The organism is Streptomyces hainanensis (assembly GCF_004348415.1).
GTDB lineage: Bacteria > Actinomycetota > Actinomycetes > Streptomycetales > Streptomycetaceae > Streptomyces > Streptomyces hainanensis.
Window position 1 is genome coordinate 1 of sequence record NZ_SMKI01000177.1, and the last position, 14,266, is coordinate 14,266.

Genomic DNA, 14,266 nt, shown 5'->3' on the forward strand with positions numbered 1-14,266 from the left:
GTGGGTGGGTGGGAAAAGCCAGCCCAAGGCCGCGGCGGGGCCGCGCCGGGGCACCTTCCCCCGGCTGACGCCGGGAGGTGCCCCAGGGCGCGGCACCGCCGCGCGGTGAGCCGTCAGCCGGCGAGCAGTTCCCTCGCCAGCCGGGCCGTCTCGGACGGCGTCTTGCCGACCTTGACGCCCGCGGCCTCCAGGGCCTCCTTCTTGGCCTGGGCCGTGCCCGACGAGCCGGAGACGATCGCGCCGGCGTGGCCCATCGTCTTGCCCTCGGGCGCGGTGAAGCCCGCCACGTAGCCGACCACCGGCTTCGTGACGTTCTCGCGGATGAAGTCCGCGGCCCGCTCCTCCGCGTCGCCGCCGATCTCGCCGATCATCACGATCAGGTCGGTGTCGGCGTCCGCCTCGAACGCGGCGAGCGCGTCGATGTGGGTGGTGCCGATGATCGGGTCGCCGCCGATGCCGACGCAGGTCGAGAAGCCGAGGTCACGCAGCTCGTACATCATCTGGTACGTCAGCGTGCCGGACTTCGACACCAGGCCGATGCGGCCCGGCTTGGTGATGTCGGCCGGGATGATGCCCGCGTTGGACTGGCCGGGGGTGATCAGGCCGGGGCAGTTGGGGCCGACGAGCCGGGTCTTGTTGCCCTTGCTGCCGGCGTGGGCCCAGAACGCCGCGGTGTCGTGCACCGCGATGCCCTCGGTGATCACCACGGCCAGCGGGATCTCGGCGTCGATCGCCTCGATGACCGCGTCCTTGGTGAACTTCTCCGGAACGAAGATCACGGTGACGTCGGCGCCGGTGGCCTCGATGGCCTCCTTGACGCCGCCGAACACCGGTACCTCGGTGCCGTCGAAGTCGATCTTCTGGCCGGCCTTGCGCGGGTTCACGCCGCCGACGATGTTGGTGCCCGCGGCCAGCATGCGACGGGTGTGCTTCTGGCCCTCGGAGCCGGTCATCCCCTGGACGATGACCTTGCTTTCCTTGGTGAGGAAGATAGCCATTTCTCTTCTTGTCCTCGTCTGATGATCTGGTGAGGTCGGCTGATCTCGTCGATCTCGTCGATCTCGTCCAGGTGGTTACTTGGCGGCCAGCTCGGCGGCCCGGTCGGCGGCGCCGTCCATCGTGTCCACCTGCTCGACCAGCGGGTGGGCGGCGTCGGTGAGGATCTTCCGGCCCAGCTCCGCGTTGTTGCCGTCGAGGCGGACCACCAGCGGCTTGTTGACGTCCTCGCCCTTGGTCTTGAGCAGCGCCAGGGCCTGCACGATGCCGTTGGCGACCGCGTCGCACGCGGTGATGCCGCCGAAGACGTTGACGAAGACGGACCTGACCTCGGGGTCGCCGAGGATGATCTCCAGACCGTTGGCCATCACCTCGGCCGAGGCGCCGCCGCCGATGTCCAGGAAGTTGGCCGGCTTGACGCCGCCGTGCTTCTCGCCGGCGTAGGCCACCACGTCCAGGGTGGACATGACGAGGCCGGCGCCGTTGCCGATGATGCCGACGTTGCCGCCCTCGAGCTTCACGTAGTTGAGGCCGCGCTCCTTGGCGGCGGCCTCCAGCGGGTTGGCGGCGGCCTTGTCCTCGAGGGCCGCGTGCTCCGGCTGGCGGAACTCGGCGTTGGCGTCCAGGGACACCTTGCCGTCGAGCGCGACGATCCGGCCGTCGCCGGTCTTGACCAGCGGGTTGACCTCGACCAGCAGGGCGTCCTCCTTGAGGAAGACGTCCCACAGCCGCACCAGCACGTTGGTCACCTGGTCGGCGATCTCGGCCGGGAAGTTCGCGGCGGCGACGATCTCGCGGGCCTTCTCCGGGGTGACGCCCTCGATGGCGTCGACGGGGATCTTGGCCAGCGCCTCCGGCTTGGTGGCGGCCACCTCCTCGATCTCCATGCCGCCCTCGACGGAGGCCATGGCCAGGAAGGTGCGGTTGGTGCGGTCGAGCAGGATGGAGACGTAGTACTCGTCCACGATGTCGGCGGTGGGCGCCAGCATCACCCGGTGCACGGTGTGGCCCTTGATGTCCATCCCCAGGATGGCCTCGGCCTTCGCCACCGCGTCCGCCGGGTCGGCGGCCACCTTGACGCCGCCGGCCTTGCCCCGGCCACCGGTCTTCACCTGCGCCTTGACGACCACGCGACCGCCGAGGCGCTCCGCCGCCGCCCGCGCCGCCTCCGGCGTGTCGATGACTTCACCGTCCAGCACCGGCACGTCATGCTTGGCGAAGAGGTCCCTCGCCTGATATTCGAACAGGTCCACGCGCGTCCGTCCCTCAGTCTGTCGTCTCGCGGTCGTTGTCGACGTGGGCGTGCCGCGTGGCCGCGGCGCGAGGCGTATGGGCCCTGCTTACGCACGCGGCAAGTCCGACGTCGAGCGTATCTGGGGGCCCTGAGGGCTCATGAATCGCGGGTCACACCAGAGTGGTGAAACCTGTCACAGTTCGACCCGCGCCGACCGCTTCGGCTGAGCCGGAAGCCCGGTCGGGGTGAGAACAGGCTTCCCGCCCGGACCCCCGCGAAACCCCGCGGACACCGGCCCAAGGACCTACGAGCGGGGCGCGAGACCCACGTGCTCGCGGACCCAGGCCACCACCTCGCCGGTCGACGCGCCCGGCGTGAAGATCGCGGCGACCCCCTGGGCCCTGAGCGGCTCGATGTCCTCCTCGGGGATGATGCCGCCGCCGAAGACCGTGATGTCGTCCGCGTCCTTCTCGCGCAGCAGCTCGAGCACCCGGGCGAAGAGGGTGTTGTGCGCCCCGGAGAGGATCGAGAGGCCGATCGCGTCCGCGTCCTCCTGGATCGCCGTGTCCACGATCTGCTCGGGCGTCTGGTGCAGCCCGGTGTAGATGACCTCCATGCCCGCGTCGCGCAACGCCCTGGCGATGACCTTGGCGCCGCGGTCGTGGCCGTCGAGCCCCGGCTTGGCGACGACGACGCGAATCGGACCCGATACACCCATGCTGAGCCTCCCAAGTCCCCCGGCCACGGCGCCGGAGCTAACGATCGTTAACCCCAGCATCCCCCATGCGGGGCGATCCCGGAGGGGTCCCGTCGGATGGCCGCGAGGTGCCCGGCGCACCCTGGGTGATTCCCATCCCCTATAAATTCGAACAGATATCGAACAAATCGTGCGGCATCAATGCGCGGTCCGCCGAAAGGCGGGCTATTGCCCGTTTCCTGACTCCATGAAACCCGCGAACGAACCGGGAAAGATTGTGGCCGCCGCTCACCGGCCGGTACAGTCACGCCGAACTGCAGCCGCTGGGACCCCACCCCTGCTCCTGTCGTCGAGCCGAAAGGCGTAATCGGTGAGCGATCGTCTGCTGTCCGGAGTGACCGACCAACACTCGGATCACCCCGGCTACGGCTCCTACGCCGCGTACGACGTTCTCGATCCCTACGGCGCACAGCCCACCGGCCACGAGTGGGGTGGCGCCGCGCAGGGACAGCCGCAGGGCGGCTACGAGGGCACCGCCGGGGTCGGCGAGTGGCCGGCCACGGCCGACGGGCAGTGGGTGGCCGAGCAGCAGCAGGCCGCCACGGCCACCATCCCGCCCCAACAGGGCGTCCAGGACTGGTATCTCCAACAGTCGGGCGGCTGGGACAACGGCTACGGGGCCGGGGATCTTCACGGAACCCCCGCACAGGGCGTCCCGGCCTATCAGGAGTACCAGGAGTACCAGGAACCCCGGGCCCAGGAGTACGAGGGTGCCTACGGCGCCGCGTACGGCCCGGAGTTCCACCAGGCCCAACCCGAGGCCTACGGCGCCGAGTACGGCGAGGCCGCCGTCGCCGAGGAGCCGGCCGTACAGCCGGATCCCGGTCCCGACCAGGCACCCGACGAGGCGGCGCACGTCACCGAGGAGTGGGCCGGGCCCGAGGCCGTCGAGCCGCCGGCCGAGCCCGCGGAGGCGGGCGCCGAGGCCGCCCCGGCGGTCACCTCGCGGGGCCAGGGCCGCAGCCGGCGGCGGGTCAGCAGGCCCAGGGCCCGCTCCGCGTTCCTGAGCGTCGCCGCCCCCTCGCTGGCCGTCCTCGGCGTCACCGCCGTGGCCACCGCCGCCACCGTCTCGGGCACCGAGTCCGACTCGGTGGGCGAGCCCCCTCCGGTCGCCGCCCCCGACCCGGCCGACGAGGCCCAGCGGGCCGAGGCCAACGCGGAGTTCGACACCCAGCTCACCAGCGTCTCGGCCGCCGCGGGCGACTACGCGGACCGCGCGAGCCGCACCCAGGGTCGGATCGACCTGGTGGCCCAGCAGGAGGCCGAGGAGCAGGCCGCCGCCGAGGAGGCGGCGCGCATCGAGGCGGCGCGGCCCAAGTTCTCCGTCCCCGTCGAACAGCGCGGCCTGAGCGCCTACTACGGCCAGGCGGGCGTCAACTGGATGTCCACCCACACCGGCATCGACTTCCCGGTCAGCTACGGCACCCCGGTGCTGGCCGCGAGCGACGGCACCATCCGCACCCAGTGGCACCCCAGCTACGGCAACCTGGCGATCCTCACCGCGGACGACGGCACCGAGACCTGGTACGCGCACCTGGACAGCACCGCCTACCAGTCCGGCTACGTCCAGGCCGGCACCGTGATCGCCTACTCGGGCAACTCCGGCAACTCCACGGGCCCGCACCTGCACTTCGAGGTGCACCCGGGCGGCGGCAGCGCCATCGACCCGCTGACCTGGCTGCGCAACCAGGGCCTCGAACCCACCTGATCCCCGCCCGACACAGCGCGAGGGCCCGCCGCTCCCCGAGGGGAGTGACGGGCCCTTCGGCGTCGCCGGACGGGCGGGCGTGGCCGGGTGGTTGCCCGGTCAGCGGCTGCGGCGCTCCAGGCCGGCCGCGAAGGCGACCGCCGCCACCGGCGCCAGCGCGATGAAGATGTAGTTCATCGCCTCGTTGTCGGCGTCCCAGGCGTCCCACGTGTCCTGCGGGTAGCTGGTGAGGATCTCGAACGCGCCGGGGTCGCCGCCGGCGATGTACTCGCTGACCAGCATCGCGGTGCCGATGAGTTCACCGCCGACCGCGGCCGCGAGAGCCAGCACGCCGGCGACGATGTAGGCCACCCAGTTGCCCCGGGCGAAGAACGCCGGGCCGAGCGCGACCAGCACGCCGATGCCCACCGAGATCCAGCTGATCTGGGTGAGTTCGCCGGTGTCCTCGTTGAACATGGCCTGGTAGATGAAGCCGTAGAGGAGGGCCGCGACGAACGCGGCGGCCACCGAGAGCCCGATGGCCAGCAGGACGTTCTGCTTCCGCCCCGCGCCGGGCGCCGGAGCGGGCGGCGGGAAGCCGCCGGGGTAACCGGGCTGCTGGCCGCCGTACGGGTTGGGCTGCCCCGGCTGGCCGGGCTGGCCGGGCTGTTGCGGGTAGCCGTAGCCCGGCTGCGGCGGCTGGCCGGGCGGTTGCTGCGGGTAGCCGTAGCCCGGCTGCTGCGGGGGCTGCTGCGGCTGGCCGAAACCCGGCTGCGGCTGGGGAGGGCCGTACTGCGGGTAACCACCCGGCTGCTGCGGCGGCTGGCCGGCGCCGCCTCCCGGCTGGGGCGGCTGCCAGGGCTGGCTCATGGTGTTCCCCCTGGGAATCTGAGGTGATACGTACTCCGGGGACAGAGGAACTGGAGTACGAAGTTGCCGCAGGCAGCTAATCGCCCCTCAGGCACGTACCACAAGCCCTTTCCCCGGTCTGTGACATATCGGGAACACTACCGAGGCGCGCTCAAAGCTTTTCCACCGGGGCGTATCGGAGCAACAACCGCTTCGGCTTCTCGCCGCCGAAGTCGATGGTCGCCTCGGCCTGATCGCCGCTGCCCTGAACGGAGACGACCCGGCCGAGACCGAAGCTGTCGTGCGTCACCCGGTCACCCGGCGTGAGCGCCACGATCGGCCGGTCCTTGATCCGGCCGGTGGCGAACCCACGGGCGCCGCGGGCGCCCCCGGCGCGCGACGACGTGCTGACCACGGACGGTGCGGGGGCCGCCACGGTGGCGCCGGTGCGCCGCCAGTCCAGGTGCGCGTCCGGGATCTCGTCGAGGAACCGGGACGGCGGGTTGTGCTGCGGCTGCCCCCAGGCGCTGCGCAGCGTGGAGCGGGTGACGTAGAGCCGCTGGCGGGCCCGGGTGATGCCAACGTAGGCGAGCCGGCGTTCCTCCTCCAACTCCTTGGTCTTTCCGAGCGAGCGCATATGGGGGAAGACGCCGTCCTCCATGCCGCTCAGGAACACCACGGGAAATTCGAGGCCCTTGGCGGTGTGCAGGGTCATCAACGTGATGACGCCGCCGTCCTCCGCGTCGTCCGGGATCTCGTCGGAATCGGCGACGAGCGCCACCCGTTCCAGAAACTCGGCGAGCGTGCCGGGATTGTCCTCGTCGCGTGCCTGCTCGAATTCCAGGGCCACGGCGGCGAGTTCCTGAAGGTTTTCGATCCTGGTCTCGTCCTGCGGGTCGGTGGACGCCTGCAGCTCGGCGAGGTAGCCGGTCTGTTCGAGCACCGCCTCCAGCACGGTGGCCGGGCCGGCGCCCGACTCCACGATGGTGCGCAGCTCCTCGAGCAGCACGTTGAACCGCTTGACCGCGTTGGCCGACCTGGCGGCCATGCCGTACGCCTCGTCCACCCGGCGCAGCGCCTGGGCGAAGGAGATCCGCTCGCGCTGCGCCAGCGCCTCGATCATGGCCTCGGCGCGGTCGCCGATGCCGCGCTTGGGCACGTTGAGGATGCGGCGCAGCGGCACGGTGTCCTCGGGGTTGGCGAGCACCCGCAGGTAGGCCAGCACGTCGCGGACCTCGCGGCGCTCGTAGAACCGGACGCCGCCGACCACCTTGTAGGGCAGGCCGACCCGGATGAACACCTCCTCGAAGACCCGGGACTGGGCGTTGGTGCGGTAGAAGACGGCGACGTCGCCGGGTTTGGCGTCGCCCGCGTCGGTGAGCCGGTCGATCTCGTCGGCGACGAACTGCGCCTCGTCGTGCTCGGTGTCGGCGACGTAGCCGGTGATCCGGGCGCCGGCGCCCTCGTCCGTCCACAGGTTCTTGGGCCTGCGGTCCGCGTTGCGCGCGATGACGGCGTTGGCGGCGGAGAGGATGGTCTGCGTGGAGCGGTAGTTGCGCTCCAGGAGGAGGGTGGTGGCGCTCGGGAAGTCCTCCTCGAACTGGAGGATGTTGCGGATGGTGGCGCCGCGGAAGGCGTAGATGGACTGGTCGGCGTCGCCCACCACGCACAGCTCGCCCGGGTCCTGGGTGCCCACCAGCAGCTTGATCAGCGTGTACTGGGCGATGTTGGTGTCCTGGTACTCGTCGACCAGGATGTGCCGGAAGCGGCGCCGGTAGTGCTCGGCCACGTCGGGGAAGGCGTCCAGCAGGTGGACGGTGGTCATGATGATGTCGTCGAAGTCGAGCGCGTTGGCCTCGCGCAGCCGCGACTGGTAGAGCGTGTACGCCTCGGCCAGGGTCTTCTCGAACTGGTCGGTCGCCTGGGCCGCGAAGTCCTCGTGGTCGATCAGCTCGTTCTTGAGGTTGGAGATCTTGGCGCTGAACGACTTGGGCGGGAACCGCTTGGGGTCGAGGTCGAGGTCCCGGCAGACCAGCGCCATCAGGCGCTTGGAGTCGGCCGCGTCGTAGATGGAGAAGCTGGAGGTGAAGCCGAGCAGCTTGCTCTCGCGGCGCAGGATGCGGACGCAGGCGCTGTGGAAGGTCATCACCCACATCGCGTTGGCGCGCGGCCCGACGAGTTCCTCGACGCGCTCCTTCATCTCGCCGGCGGCCTTGTTGGTGAAGGTGATCGCCAGGATCTGCCCGGGGTGCGCGTTCCGCGCGGCCAGCAGGTAGGCGATGCGGTGGGTGAGCACCCGGGTCTTGCCGGAGCCGGCGCCGGCCACGATCAGCAGCGGCGCGCCGCTGTGGGTGACGGCGGCACGCTGTTCCTCGTTGAGCCCCTCGATCAGCGCGGCCGCGTCGGCGACGGGCTTGCGGGCGCCGTTGCGGTAGTAGGCGTCGTCCTCGGCACGACCCGGCTCGGCGAAGGTGCCGGCGAACAGGTCGTCGGGGATCTCCTCCCGCTCGAACTCGTCGGGCGCGGGGGGCGGCTCCTCGCCGCCCCCCACGGGGCCGCGCCCCATGGCGCCGAGGTTCGCCAGCACGTTGTCATCGAAGAGGCCGCTCATCGCCGTCGAGTCTAGTTGGCCGGTCCGACACGCGGCGCGTGCGTACCACGGCTACGCGTCATGACGGACGGCTCGGGCCGGCGCACGGACGGCGCGTGTATCACCCCGTTCGCCCGCCGGGTCACGATTTCATTGCGGACATATCGCTTTTCGGCCTTCCCAAGCGCGGCTCCCAGTGGTTAGCGTGCGGCGCGGATGGCCCGTTCCCCGGAGGCCGAAACCGGCTCCGCGGGCCTTCGCCGTTCCATCGGGCACACGAGGGGCGCCGGTCAACCGACAGGCCGGCGGGGCGTGGGGAACCGACCGGTGGGCGGGCAGGAAGGAGACACCGGCCTTGGGTTCCCACCGTAAGCCGCGCGGTCGCGCGGCCCTGCTCCAGTCCCCCACGGCACGGCGGGGGGTCGTGGGCGTGGGCGCCGCGGCCCTGGCCTCGATGACGCTGCTGTCCGGCGCCGCCTCCGCCGACGAGACCGACCCGCCGGGCATCGAGGAGCAGCGGGACCGTGCCGAGGCCGCCCGCGAGCGCGCCGTCGAGGTGCGGGAGGACGTCGACCGCCTGTACCGGGAGGCCGGCACCGCCACCCAGCACTACAACGCGGCGCAGGAGGAGGTCACCGAGCAGCAGGCGACCGTCGACCAGCTGCTGACCGAGGCCGCCCAGGAGACGGAGCGGGTCAACGAGGCCCGCAGGACGCTGGGTTCGTTCGCCGCCGCGCAGTACCGCACCGGCGTCAGCGGGCTGAGCGACACCGCCGCGCTGCTGCTCGCCTCCGATCCGCGGGCCTTCTTCGACCGCACCCACACCCTGGACCGGCTCGGCGACTCCCAGCAGCAGGCGCTCGCCGACTACACCGAGCGGCAGGAGGCGGCCACGACGCGCGGCGAGGAGGCCGGCGCCGCGCTCGCCGCCCTGGAGGAGCGCCAGGCCGAGCTCCAGCGGCAGCAGGAGGGCGTCCAGTCCATGCTGGCCGAGGCCCGCGCCATGCTGGACGAGCTGTCCGCCGAGGAGCAGGCGGAGTTCGACGAGCTGGAGCGGTTGGAGCGGGAGGAGGCCGAGCGGCTCGCCGAGGAGGAGCGGCAACGGCAGGAGCGGCTGGCCGCCGAGCGCGCCGCGGCCGAGGAGGCCGCCGCCCGGGAGGAGGCCGCCGCCCGGGAGGAGGCGGAGTCCGACGCCGCCGACCCGCCCGCCCAGGACCCGCCGGCCGCCGACAGCACCGGCGCCCAGGCCGCCATCGACTTCGCGGAGGCCCAGCTGGGCAAGCCGTACGTCTGGGGCGCCACCGGGCCCAACTCGTACGACTGCTCGGGCCTCACCCAGGCCGCCTGGCGGGCCGCCGGCGTGGAGCTGCCGCGCGTCACCTGGGACCAGGTGAACGCCGGCTCCCGCGTCGCCCGCGACGCGCTGCAACCCGGCGACCTGGTCTTCTTCTACGACGACATCAGCCACGTCGGGCTCTACACCGGCGACGGCATGATGATCCACGCGCCCAAGCCGGGCGCGGTGGTGCGCTACGAGTCCATCGACACCATGCCCTTCTACGCCGGCCTCCGCCCGTCCTGACCCGGCAGGCCCCGCCCGGCCGAGAAGCCGTACACGGCGAAGTCGGCGAGCCGGCGGAAGCCGATCCGCTGGTAGAGGGCGTTGCTCGTGGGGTTGGCCGCGTCCGCGAACAGCACCACCTCCCTGGCGCCGGCGGCCAGCGCGGCCCGGCTCACCGCGACGGAGACGGCGGCGGCGTACCCGCGGCCGCGCAGAGGGGCCGGGGTGTAGACGGGGTCCACCCGGATCTGGCCGGCGACCATCGGGGTCGCGGCCGCCATGGAGACGGGGATGCCGTCCGGGGTCTCCCAGAACATGAAGGTCCTGCCGGCGAAGCGCGTCCCGGCCCAGGCTTCCGGGTCGTCGGGGAACGCCTCCCCGACCGCCGCGCAGAACTCGCGGCACCAGCGGACGACCCGCTCGTGCTCTGCCTCCCCCGCGACGCGACCCCGGCCCGGCGGGAGCGGATCCGGCGGGGTCAGCGTGGCCAGCCGGTAGAGGCGGAGCCGGTGGCTGAGCGTCGGCTCGGCGCCCGTACGCCGCCGCCAGGCGTCGGCGAAGGCCGTGGCGGTGTCGTACTCCGTGCTGACGCCCGGGAGTTCACGGCCGAGGTCGGCGAGCCGGCCGGCGAGCGCGTCGACGTGCTCGGGCGCCAGCGGGGTCATGCTCAGCACGCGGCCCGGCGGCCGCTGGAAGCAGGTGGCCAGGACCTCGCCCGACCGCTCGAAGTGGCCGAAGACGGCGCCCTCGGTGTTCCCGCCGGTGCGCAGCTTCTCGGTCACCGTCAGCGGCATGGTGTGCAGGGCCGGGCGCGAACGCAGGAAGTCTCCGGCCCGGCCGAGGAACCGCTCGATGTCTTCGGTGAGGTGCCATCCGTCGGAGCGCATGCCGCATCGTCCCTCAGGTTCCGGAGCTGGAGTAGTGCCGGAGCTGGGCTCGCCACAGCAGGTAGGCGGCCGCGTAGAGGAGCGGTCCCGCGAGGGGGGCGCCGTAGGCCAGCCACGGGGTGATCTGGAGGCCGTCGGCGCGGTCGAGGAGGACGCCGGCCGGTAGGTAGGCGACGAAGGCGACGGGCAGCAGATACGTCAGGGCGAGCCGCGCCGTGTCGGGGAACGCCTTCAGCGGGTAGCCGCCGAAGGTGTTCATGATGTCGTCGATCAGGCCGCGCAGCGCCAGGTTGGACAGCATGCGGAAGGACAGGGAGGCGACGGCGAGTTGGCAGGCGCCCTCGACCAGCGCGCCGCCGACCAGCGCCAGGCCGAGGTAGAGCAGCGCGGTGGGCGTCGGTTCGAACCCGACATGGTGGGCCGCGAGGGACAGTACGACGATGCCGGTGGCCAGGTCGCCGAGGGTGGGCAGATGCACCCGGCGGCAGAGCAGTTGCATGAGCGGCCCGGCCGGGCGGACCAGGTAGCGGTCGAACTCGCCGGTGCGGATGGCCAGGTCGAGGCTGTGAAGCTGGCTGGTGGGCACCACGAGCAGGCCGTGCGACGTGAGCCGCATGCCGTAGAGGAAGGCGATCTCGGCCATCGGCCAGCCCCCGAGGTCGCCGAAGCGGGTGGTCACGGTCCACAGGAAAACCAGGCCGACACTCTGGGCGACGACGCCGCCGGCCAGGGTCAGCAGCAGGTTGCCCCCGTACTGGAACTCGGCCCGGAACGCGGCCGTGACCAGGAGCCGGTAGGCGCGGTGGCGTGGGATGGGGTGGGCGGCGGACATGTGTCGCTCGTCACCCGCCCTGGACGACGACGCGGTGCAGGGCCCGTGCCCACACCAGTCGCATGATCAGCCACAGGGCGGCCGTCCAGCCGCACTGCACGGCCAGCGCGGTCAGCACGGGCCCGGTCCCGTGGATGTGGCCGAGGTAGAGGGCGATGGGCGTGTAGGTGGTGGTCTGGAACGGCAGGAGCTGGGCCAGGTCGGCCAGCCAGGAGGGCATGAACCACAGCGGGATCAGGGCGCCGGCGAAGAAGTGGGCGACGACCCGGTGGATCATGAAGACGCCGACGGCCTCCAGCGTCCAGAAGGAGACCATGCTGACGACGACGGCGAGCAGCAGCGCGTTCAGCACCGCCGGGACCAGGCTCAGCGCGTAGGCCGACGCGGCGCCGGCCGAGGCGGGGGCCCGGGCGCCGCCGGCGACGACGGCGAACGGCAGGGCGAGGACGGCGAACGGCGCCGCGGCGAGCACGATGCCGCCCTGCGCGGCGAGCATCTGGGTGGTGAAGGCGACGGGCCGCGACAGGTCGACGGCGATGCTCCCCTCACGCACCCGCTGGGGTATCGGCGTGGGCGCCAGACCGGCCGGGGTGAGCAGCCAGTTCTGCACCGACGCGTAGGTGACGTAGGCGAGTTGGGTGGCGAGGGTGACCTGCTGGCCGCCGTGGGCCGGGGCGGTCCCCGACTCGGGGTAGACGGCGCGCCACACCAGCGCCAGCAGGTACACCTGGAGCAGCAGCCACAGCACGCGGAAGACGAAGTCGGCCCGGTAGGCGAGCTGCGCGCGGGCGTGGAGGCCGGCCGTCCCCGCGTGGGCGACGGCGCGTTGGCGGAGGGTCAGGCGGGGCGGGGCCAGGCCGCGCGGGCTGGTCACGCCGCCCCCCGGGCCGCGTAGATCCGGTGGACGACGCCCTCCAACCCCGGTTCGACCAGCGACAGGTCGGTGACCTCGTGGCGGGCCAGCACGGCCGTGATGACGTCGGCGACCCTGGTTCCGGCCGGGTCGAACCGCAGTGTGACCTGCCCGGGCGCGTCGTCCGCTTCGTCGTCGCGGGCGACGCCCGGCACCCGGACCCCGTGCCACCCGGCGCCGTCGGCCAGTTGGACGACCAGCCGGCGGTGCGGGGCGTAGCGCTCCTTGAGCCGGGCGACGTCGCCGTCGTACAGGACGCGGCCGTCGTCGATCAGCACGATGCGGCGGCAGAGGCGTTCCACGTCGTCCAGGTCGTGGGTGGTCAGCACGATCGTGGTGCCGTCCCGGCGGTTGCGGGTGGCGATGAAGTCCCGGATGCGCTCCTTGGCGACGACGTCGAGGCCGATGGTGGGCTCGTCGAGGAAGAGGATGCGCGGCTCGGGCAGCATGGCGGCGGCCAGGTCGCCGCGCATCCGCTGTCCCAGGGAGAGTTGCCGCACCGGCGTGTCCAGGAACGGCCCGAGGCCCAGCAGTTCGGTGAACCTGGCCGTGGTGGCCCGGTGTCTGGCCCGCTCCACGCCGTACAACCGGCCGATCAGCTCCAGCGAGTCGCGCAGCGGCAGGTCCCACCAGAGCTGGGTGCGCTGCCCGAAGACGACGCCGATGTTCCTGGCGTGCCGCTCCCGCTCCCGCCACGGCACGAGCCCGGCCACCCGCACCAGGCCGGCCGTGGGGCGCAGGATCCCCGTCAGCATCTTGATCGTGGTGGACTTCCCGGCGCCGTTCGGCCCCAGGTATCCGACGAGTTCGCCCTCCGCCAGCGCGAACGAGACTCCGTCGACCGCCCGCTTCGTCACATGACGCGGGCTCAGCAACGACCGCAACCCGCCGAGCGGGCCCTCGACCCGCACCGGCCTGCGGTACTCCTTGGCCAGCCCCTCGACCTCGATGATCGGACCGGACACGACCTGGCTCCCTCGGTTCTGTGACGCCACGACGGGCGATCGGAACGGCGGCCCGCGCCACGGCCGACGAGCCGGTCCGTGACCCCGGCGACTGCCGGGGCACGTACAAGGGCGGGGCGAGAGCGGTCCTGTGCCCCACTGTCTAGCCGATCCCCCGCCTACCGGGCCATCGGTTTTCCGGGCCGCCGCACCATCCCGCGCCCACCGGCCGGGTACCGTTCCCTGGTGCTGCCGTACGCCGAACTGACCACGCCCGAGCGGCGGTTGTGGGACGCGTTCCCCACCGGGGACCGCGTCGGCCTGCGCACCGGCGACCCGGCACAGGACGATCCGGCCGGCGGCGAACGGTGGGGCGGGGACCGCACGGTCCGCGCCGACGTGGTGCGCGCGCTGGTGCTCGGCGCCGCCGAACGCCAGGCCGGCGAGACGCCGGTGGTGCATCTGACCGGCGCCCGGATCACCGGCAGGCTGCGGCTGGAGTTCGCCGAGGCGTGCTGCGTGCTGCGTCTGGAGCGGTGCTGGTTCGAGCGGAAACCCCAGCTGTACGGCGCCAGCCTGCGGGTGACCGGCTTCGCCGGCTCGCACCTCCCCGGTTTCAGCGCCAACCGGGTCCTCGTGGCGGGCGGCAACCTCGACCTGATGCACACCCGGATCACGGCGCCGGGACTCAGCGTCTACGACACCCGGATCGACGGCGGACTGCTGCTCCAGGGCGCGCACCTGAGCAACCCGGGCGCCGTCGCGCTGCACGGCTCACGCCTCGACCTCGGCGGCGGCCTGGTCGGCGACGAGGGGTTCCGGATCGAGGGCGAACTGCAACTCCCCGAGGCCCGGTTGGGCGAGGGCCTGCGGCTGCGCGGCGCCCAGCTGAGCAACCCCGGCGCCACCGCCCTGACCTGCCGCAACCTCCAGACCCGGGTGCTCGACCTGCGCGCCACCCGCGTCGTCGGCACCCTGGACCTGCGCCACACCCACCTCGACGTCCTCCACCTCCC

Annotated in this window: 11 protein-coding genes and 1 pseudogene; 3 read left to right on the forward strand and 9 right to left on the reverse strand. The window is 72.4% G+C overall.

The features are described 5' to 3' along the window. Nucleotides 1-113: 113 nt before the first annotated feature. The 3 genes from sucD to icmB form a co-directional block, all read right to left on the reverse strand. Nucleotides 114-998 (reverse strand): succinate--CoA ligase subunit alpha, encoded by an 885-nt coding sequence (gene sucD, locus E1283_RS17755; protein ID WP_132819047.1) that lies wholly within the window; start codon nt 996-998, stop codon nt 114-116. Between the two features lie 75 nt (nt 999-1,073). Then, on the reverse strand, nt 1,074-2,249 hold the full coding sequence (gene sucC, locus E1283_RS17760) for an ADP-forming succinate--CoA ligase subunit beta (RefSeq protein WP_132819048.1): 1,176 nt from the start codon (nt 2,247-2,249) through the stop codon (nt 1,074-1,076). A gap of 285 nt (nt 2,250-2,534) precedes the next feature. After that, complete coding sequence (gene icmB, locus E1283_RS17765) at nt 2,535-2,948, reverse strand: coenzyme B12-dependent isobutyryl CoA mutase small subunit (RefSeq protein WP_132819049.1); 414 nt, start codon at nt 2,946-2,948, stop codon at nt 2,535-2,537. 349 nt (nt 2,949-3,297) lie between these two features. Between icmB and E1283_RS17770 the strand changes: the two genes are divergently transcribed. Continuing rightward, a complete protein-coding gene (locus E1283_RS17770) occupies nt 3,298-4,695 on the forward strand; it encodes a M23 family metallopeptidase (RefSeq protein WP_132819050.1) in 1,398 nt (465 codons plus the stop codon). A gap of 99 nt (nt 4,696-4,794) precedes the next feature. Here the strand turns inward: E1283_RS17770 and E1283_RS17775 are convergent, their stop codons facing one another. Together E1283_RS17775 and pcrA are read right to left on the reverse strand one after the other, a co-directional pair. Further along, nucleotides 4,795-5,544: a hypothetical protein gene (locus E1283_RS17775; RefSeq protein WP_132819051.1), complete on the reverse strand. Its 750-nt coding sequence runs from the start codon at nt 5,542-5,544 to the stop codon at nt 4,795-4,797. A gap of 151 nt (nt 5,545-5,695) precedes the next feature. After that, nucleotides 5,696-8,134, reverse strand: a complete 2,439-nt coding sequence (gene pcrA, locus E1283_RS17780; protein WP_132819052.1) for a DNA helicase PcrA — start codon at nt 8,132-8,134, stop codon at nt 5,696-5,698. A gap of 334 nt (nt 8,135-8,468) precedes the next feature. Between pcrA and E1283_RS17785 the strand changes: the two genes are divergently transcribed. Then, nucleotides 8,469-9,695 (forward strand): C40 family peptidase, encoded by a 1,227-nt coding sequence (locus E1283_RS17785; RefSeq protein WP_132819053.1) that lies wholly within the window; start codon nt 8,469-8,471, stop codon nt 9,693-9,695. Here the strand turns inward: E1283_RS17785 and E1283_RS17790 are convergent. Genes E1283_RS17790 through E1283_RS17805 form a run of 4 tightly spaced genes read right to left on the reverse strand, consistent with a single transcriptional unit; the run spans nt 9,671 to nt 13,271 of the window. Then, nucleotides 9,671-10,561 (reverse strand): GNAT family N-acetyltransferase, encoded by an 891-nt coding sequence (locus tag E1283_RS17790; RefSeq protein ID WP_132819054.1) that lies wholly within the window; start codon nt 10,559-10,561, stop codon nt 9,671-9,673. The genes E1283_RS17785 and E1283_RS17790 overlap by 25 nt on opposite strands. A gap of 13 nt (nt 10,562-10,574) precedes the next feature. Beyond that, the gene (locus E1283_RS17795; RefSeq protein ID WP_243744910.1) at nt 10,575-11,393 is read right to left on the reverse strand and encodes an ABC transporter permease; all 819 of its coding nucleotides are present in this window, start codon (nt 11,391-11,393) and stop codon (nt 10,575-10,577) included. Between the two features lie 10 nt (nt 11,394-11,403). After that, on the reverse strand, nt 11,404-12,267 hold the full coding sequence (locus E1283_RS17800; protein WP_207930443.1) for an ABC transporter permease: 864 nt from the start codon (nt 12,265-12,267) through the stop codon (nt 11,404-11,406). After that, the gene (locus tag E1283_RS17805) at nt 12,264-13,271 is read right to left on the reverse strand and encodes an ABC transporter ATP-binding protein (protein WP_243744911.1); all 1,008 of its coding nucleotides are present in this window, start codon (nt 13,269-13,271) and stop codon (nt 12,264-12,266) included. Before E1283_RS17805 ends, E1283_RS17800 begins: the two co-directional genes overlap by 4 nt. 225 nt (nt 13,272-13,496) lie before the next feature. Here E1283_RS17805 and E1283_RS17810 point away from each other — a divergent pair. Continuing rightward, nucleotides 13,497-14,266 (forward strand): annotated as a pseudogene (locus tag E1283_RS17810) (hypothetical protein); the annotation flags it as partial.

Coding starts and splice junctions, on each gene's coding strand:
- sucD (WP_132819047.1), bottom strand. CDS start 998: ATGGCTATCTTCCTCACCAAGGAAAGCAAGGTCATCGTCCAGGGGATG.
- E1283_RS17790 (WP_132819054.1), bottom strand. CDS start 10,561: ATGCGCTCCGACGGATGGCACCTCACCGAAGACATCGAGCGGTTCCTC.
- E1283_RS17775 (WP_132819051.1), bottom strand. CDS start 5,544: ATGAGCCAGCCCTGGCAGCCGCCCCAGCCGGGAGGCGGCGCCGGCCAG.
- pcrA (WP_132819052.1), bottom strand. CDS start 8,134: ATGAGCGGCCTCTTCGATGACAACGTGCTGGCGAACCTCGGCGCCATG.
- E1283_RS17795 (WP_243744910.1), bottom strand. CDS start 11,393: ATGTCCGCCGCCCACCCCATCCCACGCCACCGCGCCTACCGGCTCCTG.
- icmB (WP_132819049.1), bottom strand. CDS start 2,948: ATGGGTGTATCGGGTCCGATTCGCGTCGTCGTCGCCAAGCCGGGGCTC.